Genomic DNA, 17,260 nt, shown 5'->3' on the forward strand with positions numbered 1-17,260 from the left:
AAACAAAGGAAGCGGCCAGGCGATCCCGAAGCCGCTCCATTTACCCTGGTACCAAGGAGATGCTATGCAACACACGATGAAAAAAGTGGCAGGCGCGACGTTCGTCGCGGTCATGTCGCTGGCGGGGACGGCCCATGCGGACGACGTGAAGATTGGTTACGCAGGGCCGATGACGGGCGCGCAGGCGCACTACGGCAAGGATATGCAGAACGGGATCGTGCTCGCGCTGGAAGACTTCAACGCGACGAACCCGAAGATCGGCGGCAAGGCCGTGAAGTTCGTGCTCGACACGCAGGACGACCAGGCCGACCCGCGCACGGGTACGACGGTCGCCCAGAAGCTGGTCGACGACGGCATCAAGGGCATGCTCGGTCACTTCAACTCGGGCACGACGATTCCGGCTTCGCGCATCTACGCGAACGCGGGCATTCCGGAAATCGCGATGGCGACGGCGCCGGAATACACGCAGCAGGGTTACAAGACGACCTTCCGCATGATGACGTCCGACACGCAGCAGGGCTCGGTGGCCGGCACGTTCGCGTCGAAGGATCTCGGCATGAAGAAGATCGCGATCGTCGACGACCGCACGGCCTACGGCCAGGGTCTCGCCGACCAGTTCGAGAAGGCCGCGAAGGCCGGCGGCGCGACGATCGTCGACCGTGAATTCACGAACGACAAGGCTGTCGACTTCAAGGCGATTCTGACGAAGCTGAAGGCGGCGAAGCCGGACCTCGTCTACTACGGCGGCGCGGATTCGCAGGCTGCGCCGATGGTCAAGCAGATGAAGGCGCTCGGCATCACCGCTCCGCTGATGAGCGGCGAAATGGTGAAGACGCCGACGTTCCTGAAGATCGCGGGCAACGCGGCCGAAGGCACGATCGCATCGCTGGCCGGCCTCCCGCTGGAAGAAATGCCGGGCGGCAAGGCTTACGCCGACAAGTACAAGAAGCGCTTCGGCGAAGACGTGCAGACGTACTCGCCGTACGCGTACGACGGCGCGATGGCGATGCTGAACGCGATGAAGAAGGCCGATTCGACCGATCCGGCGAAGTACCTGCCGGTGCTCGCGAAGACCGACATGGCCGGCGTCACGTCGACGCACGTCGCGTACGACGCGAAGGGGGACCTCAAGAACGGCGGCATCACGATGTACAAGGTCGAGAAGGGCGACTGGAAGCCGCTGAAGAGCATCGGCGGGAAGTAAGCAGCCTTTGATGTGACGCGCGGCCGGCGGCGCATGTCGCTGTCCGGCCGGTCGTGTGAAAAAGCCACCGGGCCGTCGGGCCGGGTGGCTTTTTCTTTGGCGGTGCACGGCCAGGTAGTACATACGGCTCTTGCCGGCGATGATTCAACGGGTTGGGTATGTTCCGACGGGGGCGCCGCGTGTGTACGTCAATGTCTCATCGATGCGACTGGCGGCAGTGCGAGGTTACTTATCTTCACAGCACTTGTTGGGGCAATCGGGCAGGAAGGAAATTTCCACACGCCGCCCATTATCTACGTCCCCATGCGAGTAGACGCGGGCGCTCGTCTTAATGGTTCCACGTAGAAAACCGAATTGCTTCAGCAGCGCATACGCGGTTTGCATTCGCGATTGTGCAAGGGGCAGTGCGCTCTGTTCACTTTCCTCGGCATGGCCGCTAATCAGCGTTGTTTCCTTGGTTACGTGACGTGCGTAGGCGATTTTCTGGTCTGCTGTCCAGTTTGCAGTGCGGACGATTTCAGAATTCGATATATATGAACTGTTTTTCGGAAAATGGATATCGAAATTTTCGCTTGCGACACATGCAGATGCATGACTGGACGCGACGACGCATAGGCCGGCAATTAATTTCATAGTTTATTATTTGGTGAGTTTTGTTGTCGACGAGACGCCGGAGCGTCGCATAAATTTCCACATCCATTTTTGCAGAAAGGCAGAAGACTCACGCCGAGCTGCAAGTATCCTCCATGGCCCGTGCTATCGATTGGGTATGTAATTCGATTGACGTGCGTGTCAACATAGATATATTGAGGCTTGATGCCAAGCTGTATCAGGAAGTCTTTCAGCTGGTCACCTCTCGACTTTGCCAGACTCAAGGAGTTGCGTTCGCCGACATATGCGCTGGCGATGATTTGCGCCTGCACTTCAACATCGGGCCATTGCCGCGCAGCCAAAACCATATCCACTATCTTTATTCGATATGCATTTGGAATGCCGGGATAATTCAGAGGCACGCTTTCGAGCATGTGTTCCGATATCGTACAAGCGCTTGCGTGTTGAATAAAAGCGGCACCAGCAAGCGCAGCAACGGGGATCAGAAGTTTTATCATTCAATCACCAAATATTCTTTTTTAAGAATTCACTTATTTCATCAAAGTGCGCGATGTAGCATGCAATGCTGTCTGCATTTCTATCTGCACCTTCTGGATTGGCTTGTGCCCAATATCCGATTCCTCGAGCAAACCCATAGTTGACGTCGTCCGCATCGAATGTGTCAATGTAATGGGAACATTCGTGAATGAGAATTTTCAATTTGCAGTTTCCAGCAACGTAAACATCCTCGACAGTGCAGAAATGCGGGTAGATCGCGATTATGCGACGTGCCGAATCGGGCTTGCATACAGCCGCGTCATTTGCGCCAGTATCAGGGGCCACTGAGCATGTAAGTTGCCGCTGGCTTTGTTCGTCCCATCTGATGATCTTCTCGGGCTGTAGTTCGCACATAGCCGCAGCGAGCTTGGGGAGGCCGAAACTTAGTTTTTGACGTATCGCTTCGTCGCTTCGGCCAAACCAGAATTGCACTCTATCTCGGGCAGTTTTATCCCATCGCGCCAGATCCGATATGCGCTCCTCAATTAAGATCACCGCGGTGTCCCGTAGTCGCATTATTAGGGATCTGAATGCCTTGTTGCTCATGTTGGGGCAAATTGGCATCGTGTTGATGGACACATAGATCATCGACCCCGGATTGGTATTGGTGACGGCCCCCGAATGGACGAGGACCCATTCTTCGTTTTCCTGATCTTCGAAGTCGTATTTATTTCCCGAAAAACCGCTCATCGCGTCAATGCCCCTTCGTATAGATTTTCAGAGATGCTGCGGCGTCGGTGGCAATTCGATGTGTTTGCCCGGCCGCGTCCGTGATGCCTGCGAAGATCTGCCCGGTGTCGGTGACGATTCGATAGCGAACGTTGACGAGCGGGCGGTGCGCATCATCGAGCAAGGTAAATTGCTCGTCATGTACGGCATCCGATGAGGCAAACGGCAGATGGGCTGCACCAGGTTTGCGCCCATTCAGCGCCGCAATTTCGCCCGCAGTGAAAGTCATCCGCATGCCGCGCTCAGCGTAGAAGATCGGCGGTGGGTTGCATCCGCAGACATTGATATCCCCGCTCAATGCCCACTGTTTGCCGTTCGGGCCGGTACCGGGCCAGCGCGGCCCTTGCGGTGCGATGTATCCTTCGCGCTTGCAGGCCGAACAGTAGGTCTTCATATCGAGCGTGGCGATATGAACCGTCGGCGGCGGATTGGAACAGGTCACGGTATCGAGGCCCTCGACAATCACCGCTTCCCCGGCGCGGTCGCCTTTGGCAAGAAAGTAGCGGATCATGAGCGCTACCTCAGCGGGGCATGGACGAGCGGGTGACGATGCCAAATACAACGGACGACGCCACGCCTCGTCGCTCGGGGCTATCAGTGATCGTGTCGCCGTTATCGAGTTCGCTTTCAACGAATGCGAGCGGCGCGAAGTCGGGCCTGTCTGCCAAACCCAGACCGCTCGTCACGTGCGCGGTTGAACCGTCCGGATAGTGGATCAGGTCGCCCACCGTGGCAGGCTTTCCCAGGTGCGACGCTACTTCCCACGTGCCGGACGGCTCGCGCAATGCATCGCCGCGCGCTGTTGTCGCGCCACGTACCGCCAGTCTATAGGCAGGCGGTGCGGGTGGCGGCACATAGGTGGGATCGAACAGGCCCGCAATGCTTTGCCCCTCCCGCACGTGAATGCCCCATGAGGTGCGCGGCGTTTCGGTAATTCGGTCACCGTTGCTCAACCGGCTGCCGACCAGCGCGAACGGCTTGCCTCCGCTATGGTTGTTTCCCGCGCCGTCGATAATCGCGGCCTCGCTGCCGTCGTCATAGGTCACTACGTCGCCGACGCAGGCGACTTCTAATCCTGCCAGGTTCAGGCCGCTGGTTGCGGTGGTGACGCGTCCACCGCGTTCCGTGAGTGCGCCAACGGTGGCGAAAAGATGGGTCGGTGCTTTGTGTTCGTTTTTCATCCGGCTTCCCTGTCTCAGTAAATGGAATGGCTGCCTAGAGACGCTATTCCAGATAAGAAACGTCGATCAATCGGACGAATATGATTCAGCGCTGGTAACTTCTATTACTTGTTCCGTTCCGCCTGTTGCATTGACCGCGCGTGCGCGAATGCGCTAGCTCAATCGCGGATACTCAGTCCCTGCGCACGCGCAGCAGAAACTTCTGCAACTTGCCGGTCGGCGTGCGCGGCAGCGCCTGCACGAACGCGAACTCGCGCGGGATCTTGTACCCGGCGAGCCGCTCGCCGCAGAACGCGCGCAGCGCGTCCGCATCGGCCGCCGCGTTCGCCCGCGTCACGACGTGCGCGACGACCGTCTCGCCCCAGTCCGGATGCGCGACGCCGACGACGGCCGCCTCGGCGATGTCCGGGTGCGCACCGAGCACGTCCTCCACCTCCTTCGAATAGACGTTCTCGCCGCCGGTGACGATCATGTCCTTCAGCCGGTCGACGATGAACAGATAGCCCTCCTGATCGATCCGTGCGAGGTCGCCGGTGCGATACCAGCCGCCCGGCGCGAACGCGGCACGCGTCGCGGCCGCGTCGTCGAGATAGCCGAGCATCATGCTGTCGGCCTTCAACCAGATCTCGCCGGTCTCGCCCGGCCGCGCATCGACACCGTCCATCCGCACGACCCTCAGGTCGACGCCCGGGCCACCGTGGCGGCCGATCGAGCCGGCCTTCGCGATCTGCTCGTCCGGATACAGCGTCGTGCCGGCCGGCCCCGCTTCCGTCATTCCGTACACCTGAAAGAACGCGTGACTGCGATACGCACGGGCGAGCCGTTCGGCCTGCGCGGCGCCGATCGGGCCGCCGCCGTACAGCCACGCGCGCACGCTCGACAGATCGAACGCCGCGAAGCCGTCGACCGTGTCGAGCGGCAGCGTGTACGACACCGGCGCGCCGAAATACAGCGTCACGCGCTCGCGCTCGACGGTCTGCAGGAAGCGCAGCGGATGGTATTCGCGCAGCAGCACGACGGTGCCGCCCGCGACCAGCGTGCCGCCGAACCAGTTGTTCAGCGGCGACGAATGCCAGATCGGCATCGCCATCAGCGTGCGTTCGTTGCAGCCGATGCCGATGGCGAGCGCCGCTTGCATCGCGGCGAGCGTCACCGTGCGATGACTGTGCACGCAACCCTTCGGGCGGCCGGTCGTGCCGGACGTGTAGAGGATCTGCGCGACGTCGTCGTCGGCCGGCTCGATGCCCGCGAGGCCGTCTATCGTCGCGCACATCGTGTCGAAGTTCGGCACGCCGTCGAGTTCGCCTTCGGTCACGAGCCGCCGCGCCGGATGCACGATGCGCTCGACCACCGGCGCGAGCGCGACGTCGAACAGCAGCACGGTGCTGCCGCTGTGTTCGAGCACGTAGTCGACTTCCGGCGCCTGCAGTTTGTGGTTGATCGGCACGAACGCCGCGCCGAGGCGCCATGCGCCGAACATCAGGTCGACGAAGGCCGGCGTGTTGAAGCACATCGCGGCGACGCGGTCGCCGGCCGCGACGCCGAGCGCGCTCAGCACGGCCGCCGCGCGGTGCGAACGCTCGCGTGCGGCCGCATACGTGATCGTCGCGGATTCGCTGACGAGGAACGGCTTGTCGGGCGTCGCACGGGCGGCGCGGTCGAGGGCGGCGACGAGGTTCATCGGGGCTCCGGGCGGGCGAACGAACGCGAATTCGGTTGAGCGGGCCGGCGTCAGGCCGGGTACGCGCGCTGCAGCAGCGCGGCGACGTCGATCGCGCGCGGATCGAAGCCGCCCGCGATACGGCCCCAGTCGGGCGCGGCGAGCCGCGTCGCGACGAACGCGTCGGCGACGGCCGCCGGTGCATCGCGGCGCAGCAGGCACGCCTGCGCGACGAGCGCGAGCCGCTGCGCGAACACGCGGCCCGACGCTTCGAGCGTGTCGGCCGGGGCGGCGAGCATCGCGCGCAACGCGTCGAGCGCCGCGCGGATGCGCGGTTCGCCCGCGCCGAGGTCGGCGAGTTCGTCGAACAGCGCGGCGGCGGCATCGGGCTCGCGCGACACCGCGCGCAGCACGTCGAGGCACATCACGTTGCCCGAGCCTTCCCAGATCGAGTTGACGGGCGCCTCGCGGAACAGGCGCGCGATCGGGCCGTCGTCGACGTAGCCGTTGCCGCCGAACACTTCCATCACCTCGCCGGTCAGCTCGACCGCGCGCTTGCAGACCCAGAATTTCGCGGCGGGCGTGACGATCCGCTTCCACGCGCGTTCGCGGGGCGAGTCGTCGCGTTCGAACGCATCGGCGAGCCGCATCGCGAGCGACAGCGCCGCCTCGCTTTCGAGCGCGAGATCGGCGAGCACGGTGCGCATCAGCGGCTGCTCGGCGAGCGCGCGGCCGAACGCGTGACGCTGGCGCGTGTACGCGATCGCCTGCACGACGCCCTGGCGCAGCATCGCCGCGCTGCCGAGCACGCAGTTCAGCCGCGTGTAGGTGGCCATCTCGATGATGGTCGGAATGCCGCGGCCTTCATCGCCGAGCATGATCCCCCACGCATCGTTCAGCTCGATTTCGCTGCTCGCGTTGCTGCGGTTGCCGACCTTGTTCTTCAGCCGCTGGATCTCGACCGCGTTTTTCGTGCCGTCCGGCCGCCAGCGCGGCACGTAGAAGCACGACGGGCCGCCGGCTTCGGTGCGCGCGACGACGAGGTGCGCGTCGCACATCGGCGCGGAAAAGAACCACTTGTGGCCGCGCAGCCGGTATTCGCCGCCGCGGCCGCCCGCGCCGACCGGCGTGGCGAGCGTCGTGTTTGCGCGCACGTCGGAGCCGCCCTGTTTCTCGGTCATGCCCATGCCGAACCAGATCGCGCGCTTGTCGGCGACCGGCACGTCGCGCGCATCGTAGTCGTCGCTGTAGAGCTTGTCGCGCAGCAGGTCCCACAGCGCCGGCTCTTTCTGCAGCACGGGAATCGCGGCTTGCGTCATCGTCGCCGGGCACAGCGTGCCGGCCTCGATCTGGCCGTGCAGGTAGAAGCCGGCGGCCGGCGCGGCCCAGCGGCCGCGGCGCGACTCGCGGAACGCGAGCGACACGAAGCCTTCGTGACGATACTGGCCGAGCAGCGCGTGCCAGGCGGGATGGAAGTCGACGCGGTCGATGCGCCGGCCGCGCCGGTCGAACGCGTTCAGTTCGGGCGTGTGGCGGTTCGCTTCGTCGGCGAGTTGCGCGGTGTCGGCGCTGCCGAGCCGCGCGCCGTATGCGTCGAGCTGCGGTACGGCCCAGTCGGCGCCGGCCCGGACGAGCGCGTCGCGCAGCGCGAGATCCGTCGCGAAGAGGTTATAGTCGACGAGTTCGTCGAACTGGTTCGTGACGGCGTGGGTCGAGTCGGTCATCGCGGTCGTCTCCGGTCTTATGCTTCACGGTCAGCCGGCGTCGTGCCGCGCGCAACGCGCTTCGGCGCGGGTTCCGGCTGCCGGTAAAACGTATTCCCTGCTGAATTCAGAGTAGCAAATATGCCGCCGCGACATGTTCAGGTTCCGGCGCCGCCCGGCTCGCCGACGGCGCAACCCGCGCCCGCGTTGCGTCGCCGGCCGCGCCAGTCGCGCGCGCAGGCGAGCTCCGACGCGCTGCAACAGGCGTTCGTTCAGCTTTTGCTCGAACGCGGCTACGCGAAGGCGACGATCCGCGAGATCGCGGCCGTCGCGGGTGTCAGCATCGGCACCTTCTACGAATATTTCGGCGACAAGCAGAGCCTCGCGGCGCTCTGTATTCATCGCCGCGTGCTGGCGCTGGCCGACCGGCTGCGCGACGCGGTGCAGCGGCTGCGCGGTGCGCCGCGGGCCGAGCTCGCCGTCGCGCTGGTCGATCTCCAGGTCGATACGATCGCCGCCGACGCGGCGCTGTGGGGCGCGCTGTTCGCGCTGGAGCGGCAGGTGTCGCCGCTGACCGCCTATCGCCGGCATTACGACGCCTATGTCGCGCTGTGGCGCGACGCGCTGGCCCACGCGGCCGATCCGCCGCCCGCCGCGCGGCTCGACGGGCTCGCGCGGATGGCCCATACGATCTGCTACGGCGGCCTGTCGCAGGCGCTGCTGACGCTCGGGCCCGCGCTCGATTTCGCCGCGCAGCGCCGCGAACTGCGAGCCGTGCTGCTCGCGTATCTCGCGGCCGCGGACGCGTAGCCTTCCCGGGGGAAATGCCTGATTCGCATATCAGGCGCGCAGACCCGCCTTGCCGCCAAGCTCTTCTCCCGGCGAACCATGAGAAAAATGCATGGCCTCCATGACGAACTTTCGATTGTCCGCCGATATTGGTTCGGGCTAAATCATGCGGCAGATGCAGGTCGCGCACGGCGCGGCCCGCCCGAAGGACATCAGGAGGAGGAGTCATGCGAAGCGCCACCGCGCCCCGTTCGAAACTGCCCGACGTCGGGACGACGATCTTCACGGTGATCGGCCAACTGGCTGCTCAACACGACGCGTTGAACCTGTCGCAGGGCGCGCCGAATTTCGCGCCCGATCCGGCGCTCGTCGAAGGCGTCGCGCGCGCGATGCGCGACGGTCACAACCAGTATGCGCCGATGGCCGGCGTGATCGCGCTGCGCGAGCGGCTCGCCGAGAAGACCGAGGCGCTGTACGGCGCGCGCTACGATCCGGCGACCGAGATCACGGTGATCGCGAGCGCGAGCGAGGGGCTGTACGCGGCGATCAGCGCGCTCGTGCATCCGGGCGACGAGGTGATCTATTTCGAGCCGTCGTTCGACAGCTATGCGCCGATCGTGCGGCTGCAAGGCGCGACGCCGGTCGCGATCAAGCTGTCGCCCGAGCATTTCCGCGTGAACTGGGACGAGGTGGCCGCGGCCATCACGCCGCGCACGCGGATGATCATCGTCAACACGCCGCACAACCCGACCGCGACGGTGTTCTCCGCCGACGATCTCGAGCGGCTCGCGCAGCTCACGCGCGACACGGGGATCGTGGTGCTGTCCGACGAAGTCTACGAGCACGTCGTGTTCGACGGCGCGCAGCACCAGAGCGTCGCGCGCCACCGCGAGCTGGCCGAGCGCAGCGTGATCGTGTCGTCGTTCGGCAAGTCGTTCCACGTGACCGGCTGGCGGGTCGGCCATTGCCTCGCGCCGGCCGAACTGATGGACGAGATCCGCAAGGTGCACCAGTTCATGGTGTTCTCGGCCGATACGCCGATGCAGGTCGCGTTCGCGGAGATCCTCGCGCGGCCGGACAGCTATCTCGGCCTCTCGGCGTTCTACCAGGCCAAGCGCGACCTGCTCGCGCGCGAGCTGGCCGATTCGCGTTTCGAGCTGCTGCCGAGCGAAGGCTCGTTCTTCATGCTCGCGCGCTTTCGCCACTTCTCGGATGAAAGCGACAGCGATTTCGTGCTGCGCCTGATCCGCGACGCGCGCGTCGCGACGATTCCGCTGTCGGCGTTCTATACCGACGGCACCGACGCCGGCGTGATCCGGCTCAGTTTTTCGAAGGACGACGCGACGCTGGTCGAAGGCGCGCGGCGGCTGCGTTCGCTGTAGGACAACCGGCGGCGGAGACGTCGCATCGACCGGACACTTGGAGATCACGATGAAGCACACGGCAACCCTGAAACTCGCATTCGCACTCGCGTGCGCCATCGGCTCCGGCGCGGCGCTCGCCGATGCGCCGACGCTGCGCTTCGGCCTCGAAGCGCAATACCCGCCGTTCGAATCGAAGGCGCCGAACGGCGACCTGCAGGGCTTCGACATCGACGTCGGCAATGCCGTCTGCCAGACGGCGAAGCTGTCGTGCAAATGGGTCGAGACCTCGTTCGACGGGCTGATTCCGGCGCTGAAGGGCCGCAAGTTCGACGCGATCAACTCGGCGATGAACGCGACCGAGCAGCGGCGCCAGGCGATCGACTTCACGACGATCATCTATCGCGTGCCGACCCAGCTGATCGCGCGCACCGGCAGCGGGCTGCTGCCGACGCCCGAATCGCTGAAGGGCAAGCGCGTGGGCGTGCTGCAGGCGTCGATCCAGGAAACCTTCGCGAAGGCGCACTGGGAGCCGGCCGGCGTCGCGGTCGTCGCGTACCAGGACCAGAACCAGGCGTATGCGGATCTGGTCGCGGGCCGCCTCGACGCGACGCTCGTGCTCGCGCCGTCCGGCCAGCGCGGTTTCCTGTCGCGCCCGGACGGCAAGGGCTTCTCGTTCGTCGGGCAGCCGGTGCACGACGACAAGATTCTCGGCAGCGGCATCGCGTTCGGCCTGCGCAAGGGCGACGACGCGCTGAAGGCGAAGCTCGACGCGGCGATCGACAAGCTGAAGGCGGACGGCACGGTGAAGTCGCTCGGCCTGAAGTATTTCGGCGATATCGACATCTCGACGAAGTAAGCGGGGGCGCGCGCGATGCCGACTCCGAACCCGAGCGCCGCGGGCAGCGAACCGGGCGGCACGCCGCTGCCGCTGCCGGACGATGCCGCCGCTGCCGTGCTCGCCGACGAACTGGGCGATGCGCTCGTCACGCGTGCGGCCGACATCGAGCCGCGTTACTTCACCGCGTACAACGAGCCGGCCGGCGTGCGGCCGCGCGCGCTGGTGCGCCCGCGTAGCGTCGACGACGTGTCGAGGACGCTCGCGTTATGCACGCGGCTCGGCCAGCCGGTCGTGCCGCAAGGCGGGCTGACGGGGCTCGCGCGCGGCGCGGTCGCGCTGGGCGGCGAGGTCGTGCTGTCGATGGAGCGCTTCGCGGGCATCGACGCGCTCGACGCGGCGGCCGGCACGATCACCGTGCGCGCGGGCACGCCGCTGCAGACGGTTCAGGACGCCGCGCACGCGGCGGGCTTCACGTTCGGCGTCGATCTCGGCGCGCGCGGCTCGTGCCAGATCGGCGGCATGCTCGCGACCAATGCGGGCGGCACGCGCGCGATCCGCTACGGGATGATGCGCGAGCAGGTGCTCGGGCTCGAGGCGGTGCTCGCGGATGGCACGGTCGTGTCGTCGATGAACCGGATGCTGAAGAACAACGCGGGCTACGACCTGAAGCAGCTCTTCATCGGCAGCGAAGGGACGCTCGGCGTCGTCACGCGCGCGGTGCTGCGGCTGCATCCGTTGCTGGCGGCGCCGGCCACGGCGCTCTGCCGCGTGCGCGACTACGAGGCGGTGGTCGCGCTGTGGAACCGCGTGCGCACGCTGCCGGAAGTCGTCAGTTTCGAGGCGATGTGGCCGGCGTTCTACGACTACGTCGCGCGCCATACGCCCGGTGTGTCGGCGCCATTCGTCGGCGACGGCGGTTTCGTGGTGTTGATCGAATGCGCGACGAGCGCGCCGGGCGGCGATGCGCACCATGCGCTCGAAACGGGGCTGGCTGCGGGGCTCGATGCAGGGCTCATCGACGATGCGGTGCTCGCGACTTCCGAGCGGCAGGCGCGCGACCTGTGGACGCTGCGCGAAGGGCTTGCGATCGATGCGCTGCCCCATCTCGTCAACTTCGACGTGAGTCTGCCGACGGGCGAACTCGGCGCGTTCGCCGAACGCTGCGAGGCGGCGTTGCGGGCGCGCTGGCCGGCGCTCACGTGCCTGTTCTTCGGCCATGTCGGCGACGGCAACGTGCATATCGGCGTGTCGCTGGCCGAGATGACCGACACGGATGCCGATGCGCTCGATCGCCGCGTGTATGCGGTGGTGCGCGACATGGGCGGCTCGGTGTCGGCCGAGCACGGGATTGGCGTGCTCAAACGTCCTTATCTGGCGCACACACGCAGCGACGCGGAAATCGGATTGATGCGACGCCTGAAGGCCGCGCTGGACCCGCTTGGGATCCTGAATCCCGGCAAGGTGCTTTGACGCTGCCGACGCCCGTTCCTCACGGAAAACGGCCGGCGCGACGCATCAGCCGTCCACCCAGCGCAGCGCGCCGATCTTCAGGTGTTCGACGACGCTGCGCGCCCACTCGAGCTCCGCATTGAGCAGCACGAGCGCATATTCGTTCTGCAACAGGAACAGGCGCGGCACCTGGTCGGCCTGCGCGGTGGCGCGCAGCGCCTCCAGCCGCTCGCGTTCGGCGTCGAGACGCGCGATGCGCAGCTCGAGCTGGTGGCGCGCATCTTCCGCATCGAGCAGCGGCAGGAACGCGAGGCCGGCGCCGAACGCCGGAAATTCACGCGCGGGCTCCGCGAGCAGCGCATGCAGCCACGCCTGCCCGGCCGTGTGCCCGGCTTCGGTCAGCGCATACAGCGTGCGCTCCGGAAACGCGCCGTCACGCTCGGTGTCGTGCACGACGATCAGCCCGTCGCGCAGCAGCCGGTCGATCGTCTGGTACAGGCTCGTGCGCTGCCGCACGTTGACGACTTCGTCGTAGCCGCGGGCCTTCAGTTGCTGCAGCATCCCGTACGGATGCATCGGCGTTTCGGTGAGCGTCGCGAGGACGGCCAGCGCGAGCGGGGACGGACGAATCATAGATATGAATAGTAAATATATATCTAGTTATAATATAACTATTCTCTACCAGACTATCTTGTTTGACAAGGGTTTCAGCCGAGATGCGAGCGCTTCGCGGCCGGCGCGACGGTTTCCATCGTCGCGAGACCGTGCACGATGCCGCAATCCTCGACCGAGTGCTCGCCGACGCACTGGCGGCGCAGTTCGGTGAGCTGGTCGCGCAGATGCGTGAGTTCCGCGAGGCGCGCGTCGACGTGTCCGATGTGATCGTCGAGCAGCGAATTGATCGAATCGCAGCGGTCGGCCGGCGTGTCGGTGAGCCGCAGCAGCGCGCGGATTTCGTCGTGCGCCATGTCGAGCGCGCGGCAGTTGCGGATGAAGCGCAGCCGTTCGACGTGCACGTCGGAGTAGTTGCGATAGTTCGAATCGGTGCGCTCCGCATCTGGCATCAGCCCCTCTTTCTCGTAGAAACGGATCGTCTCGGGCGTGCAGCGGGCCGCTTTGGCCAGTTCGCCAATCTTCATGCCTTTCTCCCGTGTAAGGGTTGACCTTGTAGTGGCTTCAGGGTGTTAACTCTACACCGTCAAGCCACGAAAGGAGGTTGTCATGACCGACGCCCAGCGTCCCCACGACCCACGACACCGTCATGCCGGCGGCGCCGATACGTGTTGCGCCGATGCGCGCGACACGCAGACGGCGACCGTTGCCGATGCGGCGCCGGCGGCCGGCGAGCGCGCGCACGGCCATGACCACGATCACGGCCACGGCCACGCCGCGCATGGCGATGCGGGTCATGACCGCGATCACGACGAGGCTCACACGGATACGCATCGGCATGGCGCGTCGTGCTCGCACGACCACGCCGCACATGACCATGCCGACCACGACCACGACCACGACCACGACCACGACCACGCGGCCGGCGACTGCTGCGCGCCTGCCGCGCTGACGCTCGCGCCGCTGCCGGTCGCGCAGGCGACCGCGTCGGGTCACGTGCGCTCCGCGTTCCGGATCATGCAGATGGACTGCCCGACCGAGGAAACGCTGATCCGCAAAAAGCTCGGCGGCATGCAGCAGGTATCGGCGCTCGAATTCAACCTGATGCAGCGGATGCTGACCGTCGAGCACGTGCCCGGCGCGCAACCGGCGCTCGAAAGCGCGATCCGCTCGCTCGGGATGACGCCGGAAGCCGCGTCGGCCGATGCACCGGCAGCGCCCACCGCGCCGCCGCCCGCCAAACCGTGGTGGCCGCTCGCGCTCGCCGGCGTCGCCGCGATCGCATCCGAAGGCGCGACCTGGGCCGGGCTGCCGGTGTGGCTGTCGGCGGCGCTCGCGCTCGCCGCGGTGCTCGCGTGCGGGCTCACCACGTACAAGAAAGGCTGGATCGCGATCCGCAACGGCAACCTGAACATCAACGCGCTGATGAGCATCGCGGTGACGGGCGCGATGGCGATCGGCCAGTGGCCGGAAGCCGCGATGGTGATGGTGCTGTTCACGATCGCCGAGCTGATCGAGGCGAAGTCGCTCGACCGCGCGCGCAATGCGATCCAGGGGCTGATGCAGCTCGCGCCGGACACCGCGACCGTGCAGCAGGCCGACGGCGCGTGGCGCACGATCGAAGCCGCACAGGTCGCGCTGGGCGCGGTCGTGCGCGTGAAGCCGGGCGAGCGGATCGGGCTGGACGGCGAGGTCGTCGCCGGCCGCTCGACGGTCAACCAGGCGCCGATCACCGGCGAGAGCCTGCCTGTCGAAAAGGCGAGCGGCGACGCCGTGTACGCGGGCACGATCAACGAATCGGGTTCGTTCGACTACCGCGTGACGGCCGTCGCGGCCAACTCGACGCTCGCGCGGATCATCCACGCGGTCGAGGAAGCGCAGGGCGCGAAGGCGCCGACCCAGCGCTTCGTCGACCAGTTCGCGCGCGTCTACACGCCGATCGTGTTCGCGGTCGCGCTGCTGGTCGCGGTGGCGCCGCCGCTCGTGATGGGCGGCGCGTGGCACGACTGGATCTACCGCGCGCTCGTGCTGCTCGTGATCGCGTGCCCGTGCGCGCTGGTGATCTCGACGCCGGTGACGATCGTGTCGGGGCTCGCGGCCGCGGCGCGGCGCGGGATTCTCGTGAAGGGCGGCGTCTATCTGGAAGAAGGGCGCAAGCTCGCGTGGCTCGCACTCGACAAGACCGGCACGATCACGCACGGCAAGCCGGTGCAGACCGACTTCGACGTGCATGCGGACGGTGCCGATGCGGCGCGCGTGCGGCATCTCGGCGCGAGCCTCGCGGCGCGCTCCGATCACCCGGTGTCGCAGGCGATTGCGGCCGCGGCCCGCGACGCCGGCACGACCGCATTCGCCGACGTGCAGGACTTCGAAGCGATCGTCGGGCGCGGCGTGTGCGGCACGATCGACGGCACGCGCTACTGGCTCGGCAATCACCGGCTCGTCGAGGAACTGGAGCGCTGCTCGGCGGCGCTCGAGGCGAAGCTCGACGCGCTGGAGCGGCAGGGCAAGAGCGTCGTCGTGCTGGTCGACGCCACGCGCGTGCTCGGCATCTTCGCGGTGGCCGACACGATCAAGGACACGAGCCGCGATGCGATCGCCGATCTGCATGCGCTCGGCATCCGCACCGCGATGCTGACGGGCGACAACCCGCATACCGCGCAGGCGATCGCGCGGCAGGCCGGCATCGACGATGCGCGCGGCAACCAGTTGCCGGAAGACAAGCTCGCGGCGGTCGAGGAACTGTCGGCGGGCGGCGCGGGCGCGGTCGGGATGGTCGGCGACGGGATCAACGATGCGCCGGCGCTCGCGCGCGCCGACATCGGCTTCGCGATGGGCGCGATGGGTACCGACACGGCGATCGAGACGGCCGACGTCGCGCTGATGGACGACGACCTGCGCAAGATTCCCGCGTTCGTGCGGCTGTCGCGCGCGACGCACCGCGTGCTGGTGCAGAACATCGGCTTCGCGCTCGGCGTGAAGGTCGTGTTCCTCGGCCTCACGGTCGCGGGGCTCGGCACGATGTGGATGGCGGTCTTCGCCGACGCGGGCGCGAGCCTGATCGTCGTGGCCAACGGTTTGCGGCTGCTGTCGTCGTCCGGGGCGTTCGGCGACGTCCCGGCCAAGCGTTGAGGAGCGGGCGATGAGCTTCCTGAAACGGATTCTCGGCGGCCACGGCGGTGGTCATGGCAGCGGGCACAGCAATAGCGGAAACGGGGGCCACGGCGGCGGGCGTCACGGTGGCCTGCGCCAGGGCGGGCACGGCGGCCACGATGCGCGCGGCCGCGATCGCCACGGCTGGGGCTGGCAGGCGCCGGCCGACGCGGGCAGCGGTGGCCAGGGCGGCAATCTGCCGCTGAGCCAGCTCGCGTGTGCGGGCTGCGGCGCACTCAACGCAGCCGATGCACGCTTCTGCACGCAGTGCGGCGCGGCGCAACGCGGCAAGGCCTGCAGCCGCTGCCACGCGGCGCTGGCGGCCGACGCGCGGTTCTGTCCCGGCTGCGGAACGCAGGCGGCTTGACGCTATCCGCACCTTCGCGCCGGCCACGCATAAGCACAGGCCGGCACGCTTCGTTCGACGGCCGGCGCACCGGCATGCCCGATGTCATCCCCGGCATGCTCGCACCGGCAATATCGTCGCGGTCCGTCCGGATACACGGCTCCGGGACGCACCCTTTACTCAGCGCAGCGGCAGGTGAATTTCGGTGCGCAGGTCGGCCGGAGCCGTATCCATCGGCGTATTGAGGTATAGCTCGAACGGCGGCGCGTCGGCGGCTTCGCGGCCCGAGTGACGCAGCCAGTCGCCGTAGAGCCACTGGTAGGCCGTCTTCAGGTCCGCATACGGCCCGGTATGCAGCAGCACCGCGTATTCGCCGCCCGCGATCGTCGCGCGCTCGACCGGCGGCACGGGCGCGACGTCCGGCGCGCCGTCGGCCGGCATCCAGCACGCTTTCGCGCGCAGTTGCGCTTCGGGTGTCGTGTCCGGATCGTCGTAGAAAATCCCGATCATCTTCGCGCCCGGGCCGATCAGCCCGCGCTGCCCAGCCCACGCGCCGATGCGCCCGAACGCGTCGCCCACTTTCATATACGCACCGGTGTGCGCCACCGCGTAGCCGCGCAGTTCCGGCAGCCGCCGGATCTCGACCTCGTGCTTGAACATGTCTTCCTCTCCTCGCTGTAGTGGATAAATCGGCCGGTGGATGCCGGTGCGCCGGTGCTGCGCGGGCAACACGCCGTACGCGTCGCGAAATGCCCGCGCGAACGCGTGCGTCGAACCGTAGCCCGCGCGCCGCGCGATCTCGTCGAGCGGCCGCGCGGTGCAGACCAGATCCTCGGACGCCCGCACGATCCGCATCCGCCGCACCGTCAGCACGATCGACTCGCCGTACAGCGCGCGGTAGACGCGCTGCCAGTGATACGGCGACAGGCACGCGACTTCGGCGAGCCGGTTCAGGTCGAGCGGGCCGTCGAGATGCGCGCTGATGTACGCGTGAACGCGCGCCACGCTCGCCGCGTAGCGCACCCACGCGGGCGGGTCGGGTTTCGTTTCGGCTGGGGTCATCGGCGTGTCCGGGCTGGAACC

17 protein-coding genes are annotated in these 17,260 nt (G+C 66.7%); 7 read left to right on the forward strand and 10 right to left on the reverse strand.

What is annotated here, in order from left to right:
• The first annotated feature begins 64 nt into the window (after positions 1–64).
• On the forward strand, positions 65–1,204 hold the full coding sequence (locus JYG37_RS02790; RefSeq protein WP_050015844.1) for a branched-chain amino acid ABC transporter substrate-binding protein: 1,140 nt from the start codon (positions 65–67) through the stop codon (positions 1,202–1,204).
• 225 nt (positions 1,205–1,429) lie between these two features.
• Here JYG37_RS02790 and JYG37_RS02795 read toward each other — a convergent pair whose 3' ends face one another.
• The 7 genes from JYG37_RS02795 to JYG37_RS02825 form a co-directional block, all read right to left on the reverse strand.
• Positions 1,430–1,837, reverse strand: coding sequence for a hypothetical protein (locus tag JYG37_RS02795; protein ID WP_080334331.1), 408 nt, complete (start codon positions 1,835–1,837; stop codon positions 1,430–1,432).
• Positions 1,834–2,313 (reverse strand): hypothetical protein, encoded by a 480-nt coding sequence (locus JYG37_RS02800; protein WP_124631498.1) that lies wholly within the window; start codon positions 2,311–2,313, stop codon positions 1,834–1,836. Before JYG37_RS02800 ends, JYG37_RS02795 begins: the two co-directional genes overlap by 4 nt.
• Before the next feature lie 4 nt (positions 2,314–2,317).
• The gene (locus JYG37_RS02805; RefSeq protein WP_080334332.1) at positions 2,318–3,043 is read right to left on the reverse strand and encodes a M35 family metalloendopeptidase; all 726 of its coding nucleotides are present in this window, start codon (positions 3,041–3,043) and stop codon (positions 2,318–2,320) included.
• 4 nt (positions 3,044–3,047) lie between these two features.
• Positions 3,048–3,593: a PAAR domain-containing protein gene (locus tag JYG37_RS02810; protein ID WP_089488025.1), complete on the reverse strand. Its 546-nt coding sequence runs from the start codon at positions 3,591–3,593 to the stop codon at positions 3,048–3,050.
• Positions 3,594–3,603: 10 nt separating this feature from the next.
• Entirely contained in the window at positions 3,604–4,263 is a 660-nt protein-coding gene (locus JYG37_RS02815) for a PAAR domain-containing protein (RefSeq protein ID WP_050015848.1), read from the reverse strand.
• 172 nt (positions 4,264–4,435) lie between these two features.
• Positions 4,436–5,944: a class I adenylate-forming enzyme family protein gene (locus tag JYG37_RS02820; protein ID WP_213345872.1), complete on the reverse strand. Its 1,509-nt coding sequence runs from the start codon at positions 5,942–5,944 to the stop codon at positions 4,436–4,438.
• A 50-nt stretch (positions 5,945–5,994) separates the two neighbouring features.
• Positions 5,995–7,647: an acyl-CoA dehydrogenase family protein gene (locus JYG37_RS02825; protein WP_213345873.1), complete on the reverse strand. Its 1,653-nt coding sequence runs from the start codon at positions 7,645–7,647 to the stop codon at positions 5,995–5,997.
• Between the two features lie 120 nt (positions 7,648–7,767).
• Here JYG37_RS02825 and JYG37_RS02830 point away from each other — a divergent pair, with 120 nt between their 5' ends.
• The 4 genes from JYG37_RS02830 (at position 7,768) to JYG37_RS02845 (ending at position 12,087) form a co-directional block, all read left to right on the forward strand.
• The gene (locus JYG37_RS02830) at positions 7,768–8,436 is read left to right on the forward strand and encodes a TetR/AcrR family transcriptional regulator (protein ID WP_050015853.1); all 669 of its coding nucleotides are present in this window, start codon (positions 7,768–7,770) and stop codon (positions 8,434–8,436) included.
• A 206-nt stretch (positions 8,437–8,642) separates the two neighbouring features.
• Positions 8,643–9,797 carry a pyridoxal phosphate-dependent aminotransferase gene (locus JYG37_RS02835; RefSeq protein WP_011694020.1) on the forward strand — a complete coding sequence of 385 codons (1,155 nt, stop codon included), beginning with the start codon at positions 8,643–8,645 and terminating at the stop codon, positions 9,795–9,797.
• 49 nt (positions 9,798–9,846) lie between these two features.
• Positions 9,847–10,635 (forward strand): ABC transporter substrate-binding protein, encoded by a 789-nt coding sequence (locus tag JYG37_RS02840; protein WP_006477297.1) that lies wholly within the window; start codon positions 9,847–9,849, stop codon positions 10,633–10,635.
• A 15-nt stretch (positions 10,636–10,650) separates the two neighbouring features.
• Positions 10,651–12,087, forward strand: coding sequence for an FAD-binding oxidoreductase (locus JYG37_RS02845; protein ID WP_213345874.1), 1,437 nt, complete (start codon positions 10,651–10,653; stop codon positions 12,085–12,087).
• Between the two features lie 45 nt (positions 12,088–12,132).
• Here the strand turns inward: JYG37_RS02845 and JYG37_RS02850 are convergent, their stop codons facing one another.
• Together JYG37_RS02850 and cadR are read right to left on the reverse strand one after the other, a co-directional pair.
• Positions 12,133–12,705: a PadR family transcriptional regulator gene (locus tag JYG37_RS02850; RefSeq protein WP_089488028.1), complete on the reverse strand. Its 573-nt coding sequence runs from the start codon at positions 12,703–12,705 to the stop codon at positions 12,133–12,135.
• 68 nt (positions 12,706–12,773) lie between these two features.
• The gene (gene cadR, locus JYG37_RS02855) at positions 12,774–13,205 is read right to left on the reverse strand and encodes a Cd(II)/Pb(II)-responsive transcriptional regulator (protein ID WP_050015860.1); all 432 of its coding nucleotides are present in this window, start codon (positions 13,203–13,205) and stop codon (positions 12,774–12,776) included.
• Positions 13,206–13,287: 82 nt separating this feature from the next.
• On the opposite strand from cadR, the gene JYG37_RS02860 reads away from it, so the two are divergent.
• Together JYG37_RS02860 and JYG37_RS02865 are read left to right on the forward strand one after the other, a co-directional pair.
• Positions 13,288–15,810, forward strand: a complete 2,523-nt coding sequence (locus JYG37_RS02860; RefSeq protein WP_213345875.1) for a heavy metal translocating P-type ATPase — start codon at positions 13,288–13,290, stop codon at positions 15,808–15,810.
• 10 nt (positions 15,811–15,820) lie between these two features.
• Positions 15,821–16,198, forward strand: a complete 378-nt coding sequence (locus JYG37_RS02865; protein WP_124594443.1) for a zinc ribbon domain-containing protein — start codon at positions 15,821–15,823, stop codon at positions 16,196–16,198.
• A gap of 159 nt (positions 16,199–16,357) precedes the next feature.
• On the opposite strand, the gene JYG37_RS02870 is transcribed toward JYG37_RS02865, so the two are convergent.
• Positions 16,358–17,239 (reverse strand): AraC family transcriptional regulator, encoded by an 882-nt coding sequence (locus tag JYG37_RS02870; protein ID WP_050015865.1) that lies wholly within the window; start codon positions 17,237–17,239, stop codon positions 16,358–16,360.
• Positions 17,240–17,260 lie beyond the last annotated feature (21 nt).

The sequence above is a fragment of the Burkholderia sp. LAS2 genome (assembly GCF_018417615.1).
GTDB classification, from domain to species: Bacteria; Pseudomonadota; Gammaproteobacteria; order Burkholderiales; family Burkholderiaceae; genus Burkholderia; species Burkholderia sola.

Coding starts and splice junctions, on each gene's coding strand:
- JYG37_RS02790 (WP_050015844.1), top strand. CDS start 65: ATGCAACACACGATGAAAAAAGTGGCAGGCGCGACGTTCGTCGCGGTC.
- JYG37_RS02795 (WP_080334331.1), bottom strand. CDS start 1,837: ATGAAATTAATTGCCGGCCTATGCGTCGTCGCGTCCAGTCATGCATCT.
- JYG37_RS02800 (WP_124631498.1), bottom strand. CDS start 2,313: ATGATAAAACTTCTGATCCCCGTTGCTGCGCTTGCTGGTGCCGCTTTT.
- JYG37_RS02805 (WP_080334332.1), bottom strand. CDS start 3,043: ATGAGCGGTTTTTCGGGAAATAAATACGACTTCGAAGATCAGGAAAAC.
- JYG37_RS02810 (WP_089488025.1), bottom strand. CDS start 3,593: ATGATCCGCTACTTTCTTGCCAAAGGCGACCGCGCCGGGGAAGCGGTG.
- JYG37_RS02815 (WP_050015848.1), bottom strand. CDS start 4,263: ATGAAAAACGAACACAAAGCACCGACCCATCTTTTCGCCACCGTTGGC.
- JYG37_RS02820 (WP_213345872.1), bottom strand. CDS start 5,944: ATGAACCTCGTCGCCGCCCTCGACCGCGCCGCCCGTGCGACGCCCGAC.
- JYG37_RS02825 (WP_213345873.1), bottom strand. CDS start 7,647: ATGACCGACTCGACCCACGCCGTCACGAACCAGTTCGACGAACTCGTC.
- JYG37_RS02830 (WP_050015853.1), top strand. CDS start 7,768: ATGCCGCCGCGACATGTTCAGGTTCCGGCGCCGCCCGGCTCGCCGACG.
- JYG37_RS02835 (WP_011694020.1), top strand. CDS start 8,643: ATGCGAAGCGCCACCGCGCCCCGTTCGAAACTGCCCGACGTCGGGACG.
- JYG37_RS02840 (WP_006477297.1), top strand. CDS start 9,847: ATGAAGCACACGGCAACCCTGAAACTCGCATTCGCACTCGCGTGCGCC.
- JYG37_RS02845 (WP_213345874.1), top strand. CDS start 10,651: ATGCCGACTCCGAACCCGAGCGCCGCGGGCAGCGAACCGGGCGGCACG.
- cadR (WP_050015860.1), bottom strand. CDS start 13,205: ATGAAGATTGGCGAACTGGCCAAAGCGGCCCGCTGCACGCCCGAGACG.
- JYG37_RS02860 (WP_213345875.1), top strand. CDS start 13,288: ATGACCGACGCCCAGCGTCCCCACGACCCACGACACCGTCATGCCGGC.
- JYG37_RS02865 (WP_124594443.1), top strand. CDS start 15,821: ATGAGCTTCCTGAAACGGATTCTCGGCGGCCACGGCGGTGGTCATGGC.
- JYG37_RS02870 (WP_050015865.1), bottom strand. CDS start 17,239: ATGACCCCAGCCGAAACGAAACCCGACCCGCCCGCGTGGGTGCGCTAC.